The organism is Chryseobacterium culicis, from assembly GCF_900108365.1.
Lineage (GTDB): Bacteria > Bacteroidota > Bacteroidia > Flavobacteriales > Weeksellaceae > Chryseobacterium > Chryseobacterium culicis.
Genome location: NZ_FNWQ01000003.1, coordinates 418,011 through 437,153 on the forward strand (window position 1 = coordinate 418,011; position 19,143 = coordinate 437,153).

The 19,143-nt window shown below is 38.0% G+C and carries 14 protein-coding genes; 12 read left to right on the top strand and 2 right to left on the bottom strand.

Features of this window, described 5'->3' with window-relative positions; translation table 11 throughout:
• The first annotated feature begins 438 nt into the window (after window positions 1-438).
• From BLW74_RS13565 to BLW74_RS13590, 6 genes are all read left to right on the top strand, one after another.
• Window positions 439-1,836 carry a PSP1 domain-containing protein gene (locus tag BLW74_RS13565; protein ID WP_089693000.1) on the top strand — a complete coding sequence of 466 codons (1,398 nt, stop codon included), beginning with the start codon at window positions 439-441 and terminating at the stop codon, window positions 1,834-1,836.
• A complete protein-coding gene (locus tag BLW74_RS13570) occupies window positions 1,829-2,293 on the top strand; it encodes a gliding motility lipoprotein GldH (RefSeq protein WP_089693003.1) in 465 nt (154 codons plus the stop codon). The genes BLW74_RS13565 and BLW74_RS13570 overlap by 8 nt, the downstream gene beginning before the upstream one ends.
• Before the next feature lie 6 nt (window positions 2,294-2,299).
• Window positions 2,300-4,678, top strand: a complete 2,379-nt coding sequence (locus BLW74_RS13575) for a transglycosylase domain-containing protein (protein WP_089693005.1) — start codon at window positions 2,300-2,302, stop codon at window positions 4,676-4,678.
• Window positions 4,679-4,753: 75 nt separating this feature from the next.
• Complete coding sequence (locus BLW74_RS13580; RefSeq protein ID WP_089693007.1) at window positions 4,754-6,295, top strand: protein adenylyltransferase SelO; 1,542 nt, start codon at window positions 4,754-4,756, stop codon at window positions 6,293-6,295.
• Between the two features lie 82 nt (window positions 6,296-6,377).
• Entirely contained in the window at window positions 6,378-7,241 is an 864-nt protein-coding gene (locus BLW74_RS13585) for a T9SS type A sorting domain-containing protein (RefSeq protein ID WP_167358428.1), read from the top strand.
• A gap of 75 nt (window positions 7,242-7,316) precedes the next feature.
• Window positions 7,317-8,594: a DUF6080 domain-containing protein gene (locus tag BLW74_RS13590; RefSeq protein ID WP_228424906.1), complete on the top strand. Its 1,278-nt coding sequence runs from the start codon at window positions 7,317-7,319 to the stop codon at window positions 8,592-8,594.
• Between the two features lie 53 nt (window positions 8,595-8,647).
• Here the strand turns inward: BLW74_RS13590 and BLW74_RS13595 are convergent, their stop codons facing one another.
• Entirely contained in the window at window positions 8,648-9,205 is a 558-nt protein-coding gene (locus tag BLW74_RS13595) for a sporulation protein (RefSeq protein WP_089693010.1), read from the bottom strand.
• Between the two features lie 184 nt (window positions 9,206-9,389).
• On the opposite strand from BLW74_RS13595, the gene BLW74_RS13600 reads away from it, so the two are divergent.
• Genes BLW74_RS13600 through BLW74_RS13625 form a run of 6 tightly spaced genes read left to right on the top strand, consistent with a single transcriptional unit; the run spans window position 9,390 to window position 17,800 of the window.
• Window positions 9,390-10,754 carry a c-type cytochrome gene (locus BLW74_RS13600; RefSeq protein ID WP_089693012.1) on the top strand — a complete coding sequence of 455 codons (1,365 nt, stop codon included), beginning with the start codon at window positions 9,390-9,392 and terminating at the stop codon, window positions 10,752-10,754.
• 24 nt (window positions 10,755-10,778) lie between these two features.
• Entirely contained in the window at window positions 10,779-13,841 is a 3,063-nt protein-coding gene (locus BLW74_RS13605) for a TAT-variant-translocated molybdopterin oxidoreductase (protein WP_089693015.1), read from the top strand.
• Window positions 13,842-13,866: 25 nt separating this feature from the next.
• The gene (gene nrfD / locus BLW74_RS13610; RefSeq protein WP_034691792.1) at window positions 13,867-15,264 is read left to right on the top strand and encodes an NrfD/PsrC family molybdoenzyme membrane anchor subunit; all 1,398 of its coding nucleotides are present in this window, start codon (window positions 13,867-13,869) and stop codon (window positions 15,262-15,264) included.
• Window positions 15,251-15,772, top strand: a complete 522-nt coding sequence (locus tag BLW74_RS13615) for a DUF3341 domain-containing protein (protein ID WP_089693017.1) — start codon at window positions 15,251-15,253, stop codon at window positions 15,770-15,772. Before nrfD ends, BLW74_RS13615 begins: the two co-directional genes overlap by 14 nt.
• Window positions 15,765-16,460 (top strand): c-type cytochrome, encoded by a 696-nt coding sequence (locus BLW74_RS13620; protein WP_089693019.1) that lies wholly within the window; start codon window positions 15,765-15,767, stop codon window positions 16,458-16,460. The genes BLW74_RS13615 and BLW74_RS13620 overlap by 8 nt, the downstream gene beginning before the upstream one ends.
• An 8-nt stretch (window positions 16,461-16,468) precedes the next feature.
• A complete protein-coding gene (locus BLW74_RS13625; RefSeq protein ID WP_089693021.1) occupies window positions 16,469-17,800 on the top strand; it encodes a quinol:cytochrome C oxidoreductase in 1,332 nt (443 codons plus the stop codon).
• A 167-nt stretch (window positions 17,801-17,967) separates the two neighbouring features.
• Here BLW74_RS13625 and BLW74_RS13630 read toward each other — a convergent pair whose 3' ends face one another.
• Window positions 17,968-19,044 carry a glycosyltransferase gene (locus tag BLW74_RS13630; RefSeq protein WP_089693023.1) on the bottom strand — a complete coding sequence of 359 codons (1,077 nt, stop codon included), beginning with the start codon at window positions 19,042-19,044 and terminating at the stop codon, window positions 17,968-17,970.
• Between the last annotated feature and the right edge of the window lie 99 nt (window positions 19,045-19,143).

A 19,143-nucleotide genomic window follows, 5' to 3' on the forward strand; every position in this document is an offset into this window, starting at 1 on the left:
ATTTTGAATACGTCTGTTAATATTTGCCAATATTTTAAACAATATATGAAAAGAAAACTATGTTTAAAATAACACCTTCAGATAAATGCACGACAAACCGTTCATTACTAAGTACTTAATAACATTATCATAAAACAGATATTACATTGTTTAATTTTAAACAATTGTTTAACCTTTAAGCTGTCGTACGCTGGAAACTCAAATAAAGAAATAAAAACAAAAACATATGTTAAATTAAACAGCGGTTGGTTAAAAATGTTAAATTAAAAAAAACACAATCTCCTTTTTATCCTCTTTAAAGCGACTCTATACCAGTATTCAGCTTTTATTCTTAATTAAAAGGAAGGAATGTTTTGTTCCGAATTCAGGTTATTTAAGTATTTTAGAATTGCATAAAGATAAAAATACATAAATTTGCAGATTATAAATAAATAAAATATGAGTTGTGGATGTAAAACATCCGGCGATTCTGCACATTCTTGCGGCCCTAAGAAAACCGCAAATGGCTGTGAAAATGTAAATACCTGCGGGAATAGTTATAAATTAAGTGTTTTTGACTGGCTTTCTAACATCAACAATCCGGCACCGAACAGGTGTGATTTTGTAGAAGTTAGATTTAAAAATGACAGAAAATCGTTTTATAAAAATGTAAATAATATTCCTTTACATATAGGCAGCGTAGTTACAGTAGAATCAAGTCCGGGACACGATGTAGGCGTTGTAAGCCTTACGGGAGAATTAGTAAAGATTCAGATGAAAAAGAAAAAGTTTTCTGAAGAATCTGCACTCAAAATATACAGACAGGCCAACCAAAAAGATCTTGAGGTATGGCAGGAAGCAAGAAAAAAGGAAGACAGCGTAAAACTTGAAGCAAGAAAAATTGCTCAGAGACTAGGGCTGGAAATGAAAGTTACTGATGTTGAATACCAAGGTGACTCCTCAAAAGTCACTTTTTACTATACTGCCGAAAACAGAGTAGATTTCAGACAGCTGATTAAAGATTATGCCGGAGCGTTCCGTACGAAGATCGATATGAAGCAGATCGGTTTCAGACAGGAAGCTGCAAAAGTAGGTGGAATCGGGTCTTGCGGACGTGAACTTTGCTGTTCTACATGGCTTACGGATTTCAGATCTGTAAACACGAACGTGGCAAGGTATCAGCAGCTGAGTATTAATCCCCAGAAACTGGCAGGACAATGCGGAAAACTTAAATGTTGTCTCAACTATGAGCTTGACAGCTATCTTGATGCATTAAGCAATTTCCCTTCTTCTTCTACTACATTAGAGACGGAAAAAGGAAAGGCATTCTGTATCAAAATTGATGTTTTCAAAAAGAAAATGTGGTTTGCTTACGTAGACAGCTCCATGGCATGGTATGACTTTGACATTGATCTTGTTAAAAAGCTGATTTCTAAAAACAAAAGAGGAGAAAAAACACTTCCTCTGGAAGACCTGAAACAACCGGAAACTTCTACTCACACCATTGACCTTATTCAGGAAAACAATGTGGATCGTTTTGAAAAGAAAAACAGAGGTAACAGGAATAGAAATAACAGCCAAAATAAGCAAAATAATAATCAGCAAGGGCAGCACGGACAGCCGCAGGGGCAAAAAAGAAACAGATCTGAAAGACAGGAAAGACCGGACAGATCCGAGAATCCAAACCCCAATGCCCAATCCGGAAATCAGCCCAGACCTCAAAAACAACATTCACAGCCAAAACCGCAGGTGGAAAAAGCGGAAGGAAATGCTGATGCTGGAAGCAAGCCGCAAAACAATCCAAACAAAAAGAAATTCAAGAAAAAATATCCTCCAAAAAAAGATAATAATGCATAAAATTTTAGGATTACTGTCACTTATCCTTTTCTTCAGCTGCAACTCTTCCTCAGGAGGAGACGTCATCATGAATTCCGTTGATAACAAATGGAATAAGAAAAGTGAGCAAAAATTTAATCTTGAAATTTCAGATCCGCAGAATCCTAAAAATATTATATTTGTCGTAAGAAACAACAATACTTACCCTTACAGTAATATAAGGTTTATTGTAAATTTCACCAATCTCCAGAACAAGAAAAAAGAAACTGACACTTTGAATTATGTACTGGCAAAACCTAATGGAGAATGGCTTGGTACAGGGTTTGGTGACACGAAGGAAACTTTGTTTCAGTATAAATTAAATTATAAATTTCCCACAAAAGGAAAATATGAAATCGGGCTGATACAGGCGATGAGGAATGACAACCTTTTGGGAATAGAGGATATTGGGGTAAAAATAGAAACGGCTAAACCGTAACCATAAATGGAAGAAAACAAAAAAAATGCAGGAAATAAGGGGAAAACATTTCCTCTGCCTCCCAAAAAAAAGAAAGATACCTCCTGGAGAAAATGGGTCTCGTTCATTTGGATCGGACTTGTTGCAGTAGTTCTGGGAATTTCAGGACTTTTCTTTGCGGTTTCTCAAGGATTTCTTGGGGAAATGCCTGATGTAAAAGAACTTGAAAATCCTAACATCTTTGTTGCTTCAGAAATCATTTCTTCAGACGGAGTTACTTTAGGAAAATTCGAAAAAGAGAAAACACAGCCTATCGTTTATAAGGACCTTCCTCCTTTCCTTATCTATGCGCTTCAGGCTAAAGAAGATGAGCGTTTCAAGGAACATTCAGGAATTGACCTTCAGTCTGTTGCCAGAGCAGTAGTTTTTGGCGGAGGCCGAGGTGGAGGATCTACCATCACCCAGCAGCTGGCAAAATTACTTTTCACAGGGAAAAGAGCAGACAATAAAATTAAGGCTGTTTTTCAAAAGCTGAAAGAATGGGTAGTGGCTGTAAGTCTTGAAAAGAGATATACCAAAGAAGAAATTGTAACATTGTATTTCAATAAGTTTGACTTTCTATACAATGCCAACGGAATTGAAATGGCTTCCAAAATATACTTTAACAAGAAGACCTCAGAGCTTACTTTACCAGAAGCAACCATGTTTGTTGCGATGCTTGAAAATCCGGTAAAAAACAACCCGATGAGAAATCCGGAAAGAGCAAAAGCGAGAAGAGATGTTGTTTTGGATCAAATGCTGAAAACAGGCTATATAGACCAGGCTACGTTTGACAAAGCTGTTGCCACACCTATTGCATTAGATTATCATCCAATTAAAAATATTAACGATGATTATTCTGCCTATTACAAGTTTTATCTGAGAAAAGAGATTGATAAATATCTTGAAACTCACGAAAAAGAAACCGGCAAAAAACTAAACCTTTACAAAGACGGTTTAAAAATATACGTTACCCTTGATTCCAAAATGCAGAAATATGCAGAAGAGGCAATCAAGGAGCATTTAACAGATCTTCAGAAAAGATTTGATGCAGAACAAAGAGGAAGAAAGAACAGACCTTTCTACTATCTGAACGATAAACAAATCAATGATGTGATGGTTCAGGCTATGAAAAGAACCGGAAGATACAAGATGTTGAAAGCTGACGGTATGCCTGATGATTCTATCATGATGGAATTCAAGAAACCTATCAAAACTTCAAGATTCACATGGAACGGAGAAGAAGAGATAGAAATGTCTCCGTGGGACTCTATCAGATATCACAAACAGATCGCACAGGCAGGTTTGATGTCTATGGTTCCGGGAACAGGAGAAATCAAAGCATGGGTAGGTGGTATAGACTGGCAGCACTTCCAGTATGACCATATCAAGCAGGGGAAAAGACAGGTAGGATCTACATTCAAGCCTTTCGTATACGCAACTGCGATTATGAAACTTGGAATGACGCCTTGTTCAGCGGTTTCTAACGGAACTTATGATCACAATGGATGGCATGTTCCTGGAAGAGGCGGAATGCTTACTTTAAAAGATGCTTTGGCACACTCCCAAAACCCCGTTGCCGCAAGACTTATTGAGATGACAGGTGTAGATGCTGTAATCCAGACCGCAAGAGATCTGGGGGTAACAGAAGATATTCCAAGAAACAATACAATCGCCTTAGGTTCGTCAGACATTACAATTTATGAAATGTTAGGAGCTTACAGTACTTTTGCTAATTATGGTAACTACAACAAGCCGGAGATGATCTGGAGAATTGAAGATGCCAACGGTAGAGTAATCAAGGAAGTGAACGTAGAGCCGAAAGAGGTAATGAATCCAATGTATGCATACACCATGATTGAACTAATGAAAGGGGTAGCACAATTCGGAACCGCCTCCGGAGAATTAGGAAGAAGAGGAATCTCAAAAGCAGTTGAAATTGCTGCTAAAACAGGGACAACTCAGAATAACTCCGATGGATGGTTTATGGGAATTACTCCTAAACTAGCAACCGGAGCGTGGGTTGGATGGGAAGACAGAGCAACCCACTTCTATGGAACAGGTGAGGGTCAGGGAGCAAAAATGGCATTGCCAATCTGGGCTATTTTCATGAAGAAAGTATGGGCAGATAAAACCCTCGGAGTAACTCCTGATGATAAATTTATCAAGCCTTCAGACTGGAAAGACGGCTGCGCCAACCTTAAAGGCCTGAGCGGCGGATATGGAGATGACGGTAGTCTTCAGACTATTGATGAAATCAAAAATCCAAGGCCGGTAGACCCGACTCCTAAAAAATCAACAGAAAAGAAAGAGGACAACATTAATGAAAACCTTCATTCCAATGATGAAGTAGATTTCAATAAATAATTTCTCTTTTAGAAATATACAAGACCTTTCAAATTATTGAAAGGTCTTTTCTTTTATAATTAATACCTTTGATGTATGAATATCGAACGCATCAGACAGCCTTTTATCGAGAACTTTCCAGGTGATTTCTCTAACAACCCTATGCAGAGAAATACACCGAAGGTTCTATTTGCCACCATTAAACCGGCCGGCTTTGATAAGCCCGAATTAATAGCTTTTAACGAAGTCTTATCTGAGGAAATAGGATTGGGAAAATTTCAAGAGAAAGACCTGGACTTTCTGGTAGGAAATAACCTTCCGGAAAATATTCAGACGTATGCTACAGCGTATGCGGGACATCAGTTCGGAAACTGGGCAGGACAGCTGGGAGACGGAAGAGCAATTCTCGCTGGTGAGATTACTAATGACGCCGGCAAAAAAACAGAAATCCAGTGGAAAGGAGCCGGAGCCACTCCCTATTCCAGACATGCTGACGGACGAGCCGTATTAAGATCCTCTGTACGGGAATATCTTATGAGTGAAGCAATGTATCATCTGGGAGTTCCTACAACAAGAGCATTAAGCCTGGCTTTTACCGGTGAAAATGTAATGCGTGATATCATGTACAGTGGAAATCCACAGCTTGAAAAAGGAGCCGTAGTAATCAGAACAGCTGAAAGTTTTCTTCGGTTCGGCCACTTTGAATTGATGTCTGCCCAGAGAGAATACAACAATCTGCAGGAACTGGCTGATTTTACTATTGAAAACTATTATCCCGAAATCACATCAACAGACAGTCTGAAGTATAAAGATTTCTTTGAAAACATCTGTACCCGCACTGCTGATTTAATGGTTGAATGGTTCAGAGTAGGCTTTGTGCATGGCGTTATGAATACAGATAACATGTCTGTTCTGGGATTAACTATTGATTACGGACCTTACTCTATGATGGATGAATATGATCTGAATTTTACCCCAAATACGACAGATCTCCCCGGAAGAAGATATGCTTTCGGAAAACAGGGACAGATCGCTCAATGGAATCTTTGGCAGCTGGCCAATGCCCTTCATCCATTAATCAAAGATGAAAAGTTTTTAGAAAACACTTTAAATAATTTTGGCACTTATTTCTGGGAAAGCCATGATCAGATGCTTTGCAAAAAATTCGGACTGGATCAGCTTAGAAAAGGAGATGAAGATTTCTTCACCAGTTGGCAGGGGCTTATGCAGGAACTCAAGTTAGATTACACGCTGTTTTTCAGCAGATTGGAAAGCTTAGCTCCGGATTCTGACTTGAAAGAGCAATTTAAAGATGTTTCTTATATTCATTTGAACGAAGAGATGCTGGCAAAATTGAGTCACTTTATCACAACCTATGAAGCAAGATTAGCATTAAACTCTATTTCAAAAGAGGATTCGGTAACGATGATAAAAAAAACTAATCCAAAATTCATCCTCAGAAATTATCTTCTTTACGAATGCATTGAAGAGATTAACACTGGTAAAAGAGAAATGCTGGAAAAACTGACTAAAGCATTAGAAAACCCATATCAGGAGCTCTATTCCGAATTCTCCGGCAAAAGACCGTCTGGATATGATGATACTGCAGGATGTTCTACACTTTCATGCAGTTCATAGTAAATTAATAACAAAAACATTTATTAACTATCATATTTTTAACATATTAAATATTTTCACTACATTTAGACAAATATTTAATATGAAAAAAGTTGTATTTTCTTTAGCTTTGGCATCAGGCTTCTACAGCCATGCCCAGACATTACTTTCGGAAAGCTTCGAAGGGACGACATTTCCTCCAACAGGATGGACCAGATCTAATACAAACACATCAAGAGCATGGGATTTAACCGGCAATGTCTTTTCCGGAACTACCGCCACCTCTATTGAGTTAAAAACAAGATTTACAATTGCAGGAACCAATTCTGCTACTATCGACTGGATTGCAGGCGCCAACACAGCCAGCCTTGTAAGCCCTACATTCAGCCTCGTGGGGGCTACATCTCCAGTCTTCAGCTTTAAAGTAAAAGTAGGCTGGGGATACATGATCAGCCTGAACAAAGGCAATCTTCTGGCACAGATCTCTACCGACGGAGGAACCAGCTGGACCACCCTCTGGAATGAAGACAGTGAAACAAGCTTTACTGACGATGGGGACGGAAATATTGACACCGACTTTTACAATACGGTTACAGTGCAGAGAAGTCTTAGCAGCTATGTTGGCCAGGCCAATGTAAAAGTAAGGTTTCAGTACGTTGCCGCTGATGCTGATGCTGTTTCAATTGATGACGTACAGGTTATAGCCAATGGAACCCTCGGCACCAGCGAGATTTCCAAAACACAGGCGGACAATCTTTCAGTTTACCCTAATCCTTCAAAAGGAGAAGTACATCTTAAGACAGATAAAAAAGTCAGATCAACATCCGTTATTGATATTTCCGGAAAGATCCTTACCACTAACGATTCCGGAAAGACAGATATTTCTTCACTGCCAAAGGGAACTTACCTGTTAAAAGTAGACTTCGCAGACGGAACGTCTACCACAGAAAAAGTGATCAAACAATAATCGCGTTTATACAATCTTTATGAACCACCAGCTTTTGGTGGTTTTTTTATTTTACTTTTGCAAAAAATTCCAGACGTGTCTTTTATCAAAACAAAAATCATCAATTTTTTTAAACTGATTTTTCCTTCCACTTATACTGAATGGGCAGTTTTTCTGTTTTTTATTATTTGCTACGGAATTTTAGGTTCATATATTGCAATTCATTACAGAATCATTTTTGACAGCAGAATTCCGTGGGACGCTTATTTCAGCTTTGACAATAAATCCATTCTGATGACTGGAGGCAGTTTTGAGAGACATCCCCTATCTTACTATTTTTTCAACTGGATAAGAGAGTTTTCATTACTCATTTCCGGTGGAAAAATGGATATGAATTTCAGACTTACGCTGGCATGGCTCAGTAACATTATCATCACCTTAAATATTGTTCAGGTCTTTAAATATCTGAAAAATATTATCTGTCTTCCATTATGGCTAAGTTGGATAATGATCCTATTTTTCGGAGCTTTTTCAACCAATATCATACTATCATTTACTCCTGAAAACTTCACCTATACCCTGTTTCTATTGTCACTGTATAATTACTATGCCGCAATAAAGCTCAGACAGGAAGAAAAAATTCCGGCAGCAGCACTTTCTCTCGCCGGCATTACTATAGGAGGACTTACCATTACCAATTTTGTAAAAGTTTTCATCCCTCTTATTTTTGAAAAAAAGGTTTTCAGAGACTGGAAAAAATTCGGTAATGCGGTGCTTAGAACCGCTGTTGCTTCGATCTGCTTTGTGTTGCTTTACTTAAACAGAATTGATTTTAAATACCAAAATATCTTTTCCAAGACCAATCAACAGTATGAAAAATTTTCAAATGTAGAATCAATGCCCACTTGGGATATGATCATCTCATTCTTTTTCGGAGGCAATATTCTTTTCCCTGGTTTTATCATTTCGGATAAGCATAATATGAAGGGATTTAATTTCAAAGGACTTTATATGGACCTTTATTCATCACCGTTTCCCTACTTTTTTACAGCTTTATTATTGATACTTCTCTTTTGGAGTTATTGTAAAAATTTCAAAAACAAATGGGTTCAGGTAATTGCGATCTCATTTTCTGTTGATATGATTATTCATTGTGTGATGAGGTTCGGGCTTCACACCTCTTATATCTACGGTGGACATTTTGTTTTCGTATATCCCCTTTTATTGGGATGGCTTTTTTACGCTTACAGATCATCCCCTAAAGTGATGTCATTTTTAACAGTAGCACTTGCATTTTTTTCCATTTATTTAATCATCAATAATGTGTTCCGGATGACAGAATTTTTCTCGTTTATGGAAACCTATTACCAATAAAAAAGCTGAGAAATTTCTCAGCTTTTTTATTTTTATTTTGACTAAAATCTTTTCTATTTAGCTTCTGCACAGAAAATTCTATATTGTACTGCAACTGCAGATTTAAAATATTCTCTGATTTTTGAAAGATCGCTTGCCGCACTTTGCTTGGTGAAATAACTTCCTGCCAAAATTTTATAATTAGGTCTTAAAGAAGCATCTGTTTCCACTTTCAGGTTAGGAAATCTCTTTCTGAAATAGGATTTTACTTCGTTAGCTTCTTCATTACTTTTTACGGTTGTAATCTGGATTTTGAATCCTAAAATTCTAGGATTTTTCTTACAGATTTCAGCATTCGTAAGTTCTCTGTTCGGAACATAGATTTTAGGAGGTCTTGTCGTAATCCCTGTAGAAATTCCGCTATCACCAGAACTGAAATCTTTAGCAGAATTGGATGGAGTAACCTTAGCACACTTTCCTTCAATTCCCTCCAAAGCAGCACTTATTTTAGAATCCATCGTCATAACAAGCTCTGTTCCGGAAAGGGTATCTTTTTTAACAACTTGCTGGGCTCCAACACTATAAAAACCGAATAGTGATAATATCGAAAATATTTTAATCAAATTTCTCATTTAAACTTGTTTGCGCAAATTTATACAAATTAAAAAACTATACCAAACTAGTTATTTAGAATCAATACAAATTAAACGTAAATGATATTTTCCCTTTTCGATATACCGTTAAATTCCTGTTAAAAATATTATTTTTGCGGAATTGATTGAATGTTCAATAATTTACTAACATAAGATAATTTAAATGATTAGTTGGAGAAAGCATTATAAAAAAACGTTGATCGCAATAGGCTTATTGCTATCAACCAGTGCTTCATTTTACGGGCAAGACGGCGATCCTAAAAACGGAGAGAAACTTTTCAAAGCGAATTGTACTGCATGTCACGCGCTGGACAAACAAGTTGTTGGACCACCATTAAAGGGGGTTGTAGAACGAGTAAAGACAGAAGGTGGTGTAGACAAAGATTGGCTTCACAAGTGGATCAAAGACAACAAAGCTCTAAGGGCTTCCGGGGATAAATACGCCAATGAGATTTTTGAAAAGTTTAACAAGACTGAAATGCAGGTCTTTCCTAATCTTACAGATAAGGATATTGACGACATTTTAGCTTTCACAACTAATCCTCCGGAACCGGAACCAAAGAAAGATGATGCAAAAGCAACAGCTGACGCTGGTTCTACTACTGCAGCACCTGCAGACAAAACAACTACAAACGTTGTTATCATTTCACTTTTAGCGATCGCAGGTTTACTGGTTTGGATCTTGGTTAAACTAAGACAATTGGTAACACTAGGTCAGTCTGAAGAATTAGCAGGATTGAATGAAACAAGAGTTCGTTCATTCAGTGAAATGTATGAAAAGTTCCACTACATTGGTAAAGGTTTACTGGCAATTCTTGCTATTCTGGCCGCTTACGGAGTATGGAACTGGCTAATGTGGATCGGGGTTTACAAGGGGTACAAACCTGAGCAGCCTATCTACTTCTCACACAAAATCCACGCTGGAGAACAGAAAATTGACTGTCAGTTATGTCACTCCAGTGCTAAATACGGAAAAGTATCTGAAATTCCTTCTATGAACGTTTGTATGAACTGCCACAGAACAATTTCCGAATACAACGCAGATCACTACATGGAGCCTGGAAAAGATAAGGCATTCTATGACGGAGAAATCCAGAAGATCTACGCTGCAACAGGTTGGGATCCTGCAAAACAACAGTACACAGGAAAAACACAGCCGGTTGAATGGACAAGAATCCACAACATGCCAGACTTCGTTTACTTCAACCACTCTCAGCACGTAATTGCTGGGGAGCAGGCAATCATCAATTCTTTCAACAAAAAGAATCCTAACAACAAAATTGATGTTGTATGTAAAGCTTGCCACGGTAAAATTGATACCATGAATGTTGTTCAGATGGCTAACGACTTTACTATGGGATGGTGTATCGAGTGCCACAGAACGACTGAAGTTGATATGAACAACGGTTATAATAAAGAGTACTTCAAAAATCTACATGACAAGTTGAAAAAACAATATCCACAAGATGGAGGTAAGATCACTGTAGATGCAATTGGAGGTCTTGAGTGTGGTAAATGTCATTATTAATAACTAAAAAATTAGAAGTATAAAATGGCTTCAAACAAAATACAATTCAGAAGTATTCATGAACTTAAAGACCCAGCTTTAAATGGAAAGCTGGCTCTTAAAGAGTTTCAGGAAGAAATTCCGGTAGAAGATTTCCTTGGAGATGCTGAGAAGAACGGATCAAGTACTTCAAGAAGAGATTTCCTTAAATTATTAGGATTCTCCACAGCAGCAGTTACATTAGCTGCCTGCGAGGCTCCGGTAATCAAAACGATTCCTTACGTGGTAAAACCACATGATATTATTCCGGGAATCCCTAACTATTACGCTTCAACATATTTTGATGGTTTCGACTTTGCCAGCGTTTTGGTAAAGACCCGTGAAGGTAGACCTATCAAAATTGAACCGAACCCGGCTGGTGGTGATTTAGGTAAAACTAGCGCAAGAGCTCAGGCAAGTGTACTTTCTTTATATGATAATGATAAAGTAAAACAGCCTAAACTAGACGGCAAAGATGAAACTTTTGACAAAGTAGACAGTTTCGTTATTAAAGGTTTGGAAGAAGCTAAAGCATCAGGTAAAAAGATTGTACTTTTATCACATTCTTTTGCTTCGCCAACTTTCAAAAAGTTATTCGGTGAATTTCAAGCAAAATATCCTACAGCAGAATTAGTAACGTACGATGCGTTTCCTTACTCTGCAGGATTGGATGCAGCTCAGGAAGTATTCGGACAAAGAGCACTCCCTGTTTATGATCTTAAAGGATCTGAACTGGTTGTTTCTTTCCAGGCGGATTTCCTAGGAGATTATAATGCTTCAAGCTTAGAAACTTCTTATGCGGCAGCAAGAAAGCCAGGGCCAAACATGTTGAGACACATTCAGGTAGAATCTAACATGTCATTAACCGGGGCTAATGCCGATTCAAGATACAGATTAAAACCAAGTGCAGTAAACAAAACTTTAGTTGAAGTTTACAACGCAATCGTAGGTGGCGGTACTTCTGACAAGACAGCAACTGAAATTGCTAATGAATTGAAAGCAAAAGGAAGCAAAGCTGTTGTTTTTGCTGACGGTTCTAAAGGAGCTCAGGTTTTAGCACACTTAATCAACCAAAAACTGGGTTCATTAGCTTTCACAGGTAAAGCAAACTTCCTGAAAGAATTTAACGGTGCAAGATACCAGGAATTCCTTGGATGGGTAAACGGTGGGCAGGTTGGTGTATTAATTACCAACAATGTAGACCCGATCTACTCTCATCCAAAAGGAGAAGATTTCAAAAAATCTTTATCAAAAGTACCTTACGTAGTTGCTGTTGCTGATAAGAAAAATGAAATGTACAAAGCAGCAAAAGCTGTTATTCCGGTAGCAAACTGGCTGGAATCTTGGGGAGATATCGAGCCACAGACAGGAGTATATTCATTAATGCAGCCTACCATCCAGAAAATCTACAAATCAAGACAGATTGAAGAATCTTTGCTGGTTTGGAAAAATGGTAAAAACAATGCCGCAAACAACTACTACGATTATTTAAAAGCAAACTCTGCTTCTTTATTAGGTGGTACTTCATTCAACAAAGCATTGTATAACGGGATCAACGCTTCTACCAATGCAACAACTTTATCTTATGCAGGTGGAAACGCAGCTCAGGCTGTTGCTGAACTAGGAAACTTCAAGCCTTCTGAATTAGAATTAGTACTTTATACTAAGACTTCTATGGGAGATGGTACTCAGGCGAACAATCCTTGGTTACAGGAATTACCTGACCCAATCACAAGAATGTCTTGGGATAACTACCTGACGATTTCTCCAAAAGATGCAGAGAAATTTGCAATTGACAACGATCTTAACGCGAGAATGCAGTTAGATGGTTCTATTGTAAACCTTACTGTAAACGGAGTTAAAATAGAAAACGTTCCTGTATTTGTACAGCCGGGACAAGCTGAAGGATCTGTAGGTCTTGCGCTTGGATATGGTAAGAAAAACTCAGGAGCCACTGCAGATACAGGTGTAAATGCTTATCCTTTATTTGACGGTTCAAACCTTGTTCTTTCCGGTGTTAAAATCGAGAAAACAGGAGAAGACCACGAATTCGCAGGGATTCAGCTTCAAAATACATTAATGGGCCGTTATGAAATCGCTAAAGAAGTTCCTTTGGCTGAATTCATCAATGTTCCTTTTGATGATGAACACAAGGGATGGAACAAACCTTTGGAGTATCACACGATCAGCGGAGCTCTTCCGGCAAGAAAAATTGACCTTTGGGATGCGTTTGATGATACAGACGGACCTCACTTCAATTTATCTATTGACCTGAACTCCTGTACAGGTTGTGGAGCATGTATTATTGCCTGCCAGGCAGAGAACAACGTTCCTGTAGTGGGTAAGGAGGAAGTAAGAATGTCTAGAGATATGTACTGGTTAAGAATTGACCGTTACTATTCTTCAAGACAAACTGTAGAAGTATATGAAGGGTTAAAAGACGGATTGGCTGTACCAGAATTATACGGTACTGCATTCAACAAAGAAGGAGGTGCATTAAATCACCCTGCTGATAATCCGGATGTAATCTTCCAGCCGGTAATGTGTCAGCACTGTAACCACGCTCCTTGTGAAACAGTATGTCCGGTAGCGGCTACTTCACATGGTAAGCAAGGTCAAAACCATATGGCTTACAACAGATGTATCGGTACCAGATATTGTGCAAACAACTGTCCGTACAAAGTAAGACGTTTCAACTGGTTTACTTATAACCTAAATGACAAGTTCGATTTCAACATGAACAATGATTTAGGAAGAATGGTACTTAACCCTGACGTAGTTGTAAGAACTAGAGGGGTAATGGAGAAATGTTCAATGTGTATCCAAATGACTCAGAATACTATTCTTGAGGCTAAGAAAGAAGGAAGAAAAGTGAAGGATGGAGAATTCCAGACTGCTTGTTCTAAAGCTTGTTCTACTGGTGCAATGACATTTGGAGACATGAATGATAAAGATTCTTCAATCAGAGAGCAGTACGCCTCTAACAGAAGATATTATTTACTAGAGGAGATCGGCACAAAACCAAACGTGTTCTATCACACTAAAGTAAGAAACAGAGTAGAAAAATAAAGTTTAAATAATAAATAGGTAAAAAATGTCAGGACATTACGAAGCTCCGATAAGGGAACCTCTAATTATTGGTCACAAAACTTATCACGATATCACAGAAGATATTGCACGACCTATCGAAGAAAGAGCAGGTAAATTATGGTGGATCTCATTATATGCTGCACTAGTTCTATTCCTCTATGGATTCGGCTGTATCGCTTACACTATCGGGACAGGTATTGGAGCATGGGGGCTTAACAGAACTATTAACTGGGGTTGGGATATTACCAACTTCGTATGGTGGGTAGGTATCGGTCACGCCGGGACCCTAATCTCAGCAGTATTATTATTATTTAGACAGAGATGGAGAATGTCTGTAAACAGATCTGCAGAGGCGATGACGATCTTTGCGGTTGTACAGGCAGCAATCTTCCCTGTAATTCACATGGGTAGAGTTTGGGTTGGATACTGGGTATTCCCTTTACCAAACCAATTCGGTTCTCTTTGGGGGAACTTCAACTCTCCTCTACTTTGGGACGTATTTGCGATCTCCACGTATTTCTCAGTATCAACTGTATTCTGGTTCATGGGACTAATCCCTGACTTTGCAATGATCAGAGATAGAGCTAAAACTCCTTGGACTAAGAAAATTTATACATTCCTAGCATTCGGTTGGGGTGGTAAAGCAAAGCACTGGCAAAGATTCGAAGAACTTTCTTTGGTTCTTGCAGGTTTGGCTACTCCACTTGTATTCTCAGTACACACTACCGTATCCTTTGACTTCGCAACTTCGGTAATTAAAGGATGGCACTCTACGATCTATCCTCCATACTTCGTAGCCGGGGCGATCTTCTCAGGATTTGCAATGGTACAAACACTATTGCTGGTAGCTAGAAAAGTTTGTCACTTAGAAGAGTATATTACAATGTATCATATCGAAATTATGAACATCGTAATCATCTTAACCGGTGGTATGGTAACTGTAGCTTATGCAACTGAATATTTCATCGGATGGTACTCAGGATCCAGATTTGAAGATTTCACATATCTTTCTCCGGGTGCTGCTGTAGGACCTTACTGGTGGGCATTCTGGTCATTGATCATCTGTAACCTTGTTATCCCTGCTTCATTCTGGTTCAAGAGACTTAGAACGAACATTATCTGGACATTCATTGTTGCATTAATCATCAACATCGGTATGTGGTTTGAGCGTTTTGATATCATCGTTATCAACCTTTCAAGAGACTACTTACCAGGATCATGGACTATGTTTAAACCAACGATCATTGATGTGGGTGTATACTTAGGAACAATCGGGTTCTTCTCTGTATTATTCTTATTATACGCAAGAACATTCCCTGTAATTGCGCAGGCTGAATTAAAATCGATTTTGAAAATCTCAGGTGAAACTTATAAAGCAAAAGAAGGAGATGAGCACCACTAAAATTGTATACGGACTTTATGCTGACGACGACGATTTAATGAACGGCGTTAAAGCATTCAACGATAAAGGAATCGCGATAAACGAAGTTTATACTCCGTTTCCGGTTCACGGGCTAGACAAAGCTTTAGGGTTAAAGAAAACCAGAATTTCTGATGCTGCATTCTTATATGCTCTTTATGGAGTAACTATTGGTGCTACTTTAACCTGGTATGTAATGAATCATGACTGGCCGCAGAACATTGGTGGTAAGCCTGCCTTTGACTGGGCACACAACATGCCGGCATTCGTAGTTCCGATGTTTGAATTAATGGTATTCTGCGCAGCTCACATGATGTCTTTAACTTTCTTGGTTAGAAACAAAATGTATCCAGGAGCACCAGCTCAGAACCCTGACCCAAGAACTACTGATGATAAATTCATGATGGAATTTGTAACTGAAGATGTAGAATCTGTAAAACAGTTGCTTATTGAAACTGGAGTTGAAGAAATAACTGTTAAAGATGCTTAAAATGAAAAAGAATGTATTAAAAATTACAGCAGTTTTAGGTTTAACAACAGTTTTACTTAACTCTTGCGGACCAAAGGAGAACACTCCGCTGGTGTATTTCCCGGATATGTATTTTCCGGTAGCTTATGATCCATTGATGAAAGCTCAGGACGCTTATTCTGATCATGAAAATGAAATTCCTGCTTTTGTTAAAAATAATGGTGCAACAGGTCTTTCTCCGGTAGAAGGATCAGTTCCTCAAAATAAAGACGGTGTTTTTGAAGAAAGCTTATTACCTAAGAATGTTGACGAGTACAACGCAGGGTATGAAGCTTCCAAAAAACTTACAGTATCTCCTCTGAACCCGGCTAATGCAGCTAAAGATCTTGAAAGAGGAAAAATATTGTTTGATCACACCTGTGCGGCATGCCACGGAACAGGAGGTGATGGACAAGGGTCTATCGTACAAAGCGGAGCATTCTCTGGAGTGCCTAACTATGCTGACAGAGAAATTACTGTAGGATCTGTTCATTATGTATTAACAAACGGTAGAAACGCGATGGGATCTTATGCAGGACAACTAAACGCTGGAGACAGATGGAGAGTTGCAATGTATGTGATGAGTGCATTCAAAAAAGGAGCAGCAGCACCAGCGGCAGCAGCTACTACTGAAGCAAAACCTGAAACTACTACTGAAACTAAAAAATAAGAAAAGAAATGTATAGTTTTTCACCAAAATTAAAATCAACTTCTTTAATACTTCTTGTTGCAGGTTTAGTGCTATTCGGTATTGGTTTCTTTATGAACAAGGGAATCTCTACTGAGAAGATTGAACAAATGATGGAAGCGGTTCATGCTTCCGGTCATAATGCACCTACACACTCAAGTGAAATGGTAGGACCTCAAGATCACGCAGCTCACCTGGAGCACGCTACTCTACAGGTTCACAACCAGCCATTAGCGGCAATACATTTTGTAGCTGTATTTTTCTTCGGAGTAAGTTGTGCAGTATTATTCTTCTACTGTATTCAGCACGCTGCACATGCAGGTTGGCCAATTATTATTACAAGAGTGATGGAAGCTATTGCTTCTTACATTCCATACGGAGGAGCTATTTTGATCATTTTAATGCTTTTAAATATCTTCCACCAAGGACACCTTTTCCACTGGATGGATCCGGATTTGACAGATCCTAACTCTGCTCATTTCGATGTGATCTTATTTGAAAAGAAAAGATTCCTGAATATTCCTTTCTATGCCATCAGAACGTTCATCTATGTATTAGGTGCTTCTTTCTTCGCATGGAAACTGAAAGCTCAGTCTAAAAAAGTAGATGAGACAAAATCAAAAGTAGAATATCAATTCCTTTACAGATGGGCTGTAGGATATATTGCATTCTTCGGATTTGCTTCTGCTGCATGGGCTTGGGACTGGTTGATGTCTATTGACCCTCACTGGTACTCTACTATGTACATCTGGTATTCAATGGTGAGCTGCCTTTCAAGTGGTATCGCTGTAATCATTTTACTAAGTGTATACCTTAAGAAAAACGGATTCCTTCCTCAGTTCAATGATAACCACTTACACGATTTAGGAGTTTTCCTTTTCGCTACAAGTATGCTTTGGACGTATACATGGTTCGCTCAGTTCATGCTTTATTGGTATGCGAACGTTCCGGAAGAGGTTAACTACTTCTTTGGAAGATTCCAGCACTACGGCACAACGTTCTTACCAATGTTGATCGTTAACTTTTTATTACCTTTATTGGTATTAGTAAGCAGCAGCATCAAGAGAAACTATAAAGTTGTTACAACAATGGCTGTAGTGGTAATCTTAGGACACATTCTGGATTATTTCAATATGGTAATGCCGGGAACAGTAGGACCTTACTGGAACACTCCTGAAGTATTTATCCTGATCCTTGGAGCTTTATTATTCGTAATTGGATTATTTATGTTTACTGTACTTTCAGCTTTATCTAAACTGAAGCTGATCCCTACAGGAAACCCATTCTTACACGAATCTGAAATTTATGAGTATCCTTTCTAAGGACTCTCAACAAAATAAAAAAAAGACCGGTCATCATGATGACCGGTCTTTTTTATTGCGAATACAACGTTCTCTATTCATGCAATGGATATCAACATTATGGAATTCATAATAATAAGCATAAAACAGTTCTGTTTTTTTATTATAGACAATTTGAAGTAAATGCTTTAGCGAACAAGCTTGACACTTCTGTACTCGGCTTGCAAATAAACTAATTGTTTATTCCTTATGCTTTCATTTAGATGCTCTACTACACTTTCCGGAGTAAGATAGTCCTGAAAGTATCTTAATACATTTTCTCTCATCCTATTGATTTCAATTTCCGGTGTGTCAAAGATATGTTGTAAAATAGACTCCAGATGCTCCAGATTATCAAAAATTACAGCATTTATGCCGTCCGCCAAATTAGGATACATCACTTCTGCATACTCTTTCTGAATAATTGGAATAGTGCCTACAGACATTGCTTCGATTACATTATGACACAAAGGCATTACAACTCCAGGGCAGCAGAAGTAAAAATTAAAATAAGATAACGTTTCTCTCACTTCTGCCATGGGAAGTTCGAAATCTTCCTTAATGGCAAAGGCATATTTTTTTTCCAGACTCCCTTCTTTGATCCTTTTTAAAAGTTCACCCACTCCGGAAAGCGCTGTAAACTGAGATTTCTTTTTCATAAAGCTAAGAAGCTCAGTTCTGGGAACCACGGAAAACTCTGTTCTTTTAATATCAAGATATGCCTTAGCATCAAAATTACCATAACAAAAGATTGCATTAATTCTTGCTTTGCCCACATCAATCTTGTGATTCCAAAACCCGTAATGATACATTAAAGGATGAAAGCTCATAGGAACATGAAATACATAATCCGTATTATTATTCTTTTCAAAATAAGTGGAAAAATAATCAGGGCTGAACATTTCATCTTTTATCTCGATGTAATTTTCAGGTTTATATTTCTTATTCACAATTAAGAAATTATCTTCCCGCACAATCATACTGAGGTATTTCTCTTTGTTGCGTATATTCCTGAATGTAGCAAAATCCATCTGATAATAGACGTTGTATCCTGCCAGTTTATAGAATTTGAGAAGTAAATAAAAAAAACGATGATAGGTATAGTGATGTTTAATACCAACTAATACTGCCTTTTGTGTATTTTCAGGCTTGTTTTTTTTAATCTTCTCAAAAGCTAAAATATCTTTTACAAGCCGATTTACTTGATCAAATCTTTTCTTAATCATTTGTTTATTTGTTATATCCTTTTCTCAGATTTCTTAAAAGTAAAAAAACATTATTTATTAAGATGAGAAAATTCAAGGATTGTAAAAAAATAATAAAGA

Bases quoted from the DNA above. Each gene is read 5' to 3' on its own strand.
- BLW74_RS13565 (WP_089693000.1), top strand. From the start codon at position 439: ATGAGTTGTGGATGTAAAACATCCGGCGATTCTGCACATTCTTGCGGC.
- BLW74_RS13570 (WP_089693003.1), top strand. From the start codon at position 1,829: ATGCATAAAATTTTAGGATTACTGTCACTTATCCTTTTCTTCAGCTGC.
- BLW74_RS13575 (WP_089693005.1), top strand. From the start codon at position 2,300: ATGGAAGAAAACAAAAAAAATGCAGGAAATAAGGGGAAAACATTTCCT.
- BLW74_RS13580 (WP_089693007.1), top strand. From the start codon at position 4,754: ATGAATATCGAACGCATCAGACAGCCTTTTATCGAGAACTTTCCAGGT.
- BLW74_RS13585 (WP_167358428.1), top strand. From the start codon at position 6,378: ATGAAAAAAGTTGTATTTTCTTTAGCTTTGGCATCAGGCTTCTACAGC.
- BLW74_RS13595 (WP_089693010.1), bottom strand. From the start codon at position 9,205: ATGAGAAATTTGATTAAAATATTTTCGATATTATCACTATTCGGTTTT.
- BLW74_RS13600 (WP_089693012.1), top strand. From the start codon at position 9,390: ATGATTAGTTGGAGAAAGCATTATAAAAAAACGTTGATCGCAATAGGC.
- BLW74_RS13605 (WP_089693015.1), top strand. From the start codon at position 10,779: ATGGCTTCAAACAAAATACAATTCAGAAGTATTCATGAACTTAAAGAC.
- nrfD (WP_034691792.1), top strand. From the start codon at position 13,867: ATGTCAGGACATTACGAAGCTCCGATAAGGGAACCTCTAATTATTGGT.
- BLW74_RS13615 (WP_089693017.1), top strand. From the start codon at position 15,251: ATGAGCACCACTAAAATTGTATACGGACTTTATGCTGACGACGACGAT.
- BLW74_RS13620 (WP_089693019.1), top strand. From the start codon at position 15,765: ATGCTTAAAATGAAAAAGAATGTATTAAAAATTACAGCAGTTTTAGGT.
- BLW74_RS13625 (WP_089693021.1), top strand. From the start codon at position 16,469: ATGTATAGTTTTTCACCAAAATTAAAATCAACTTCTTTAATACTTCTT.
- BLW74_RS13630 (WP_089693023.1), bottom strand. From the start codon at position 19,044: ATGATTAAGAAAAGATTTGATCAAGTAAATCGGCTTGTAAAAGATATT.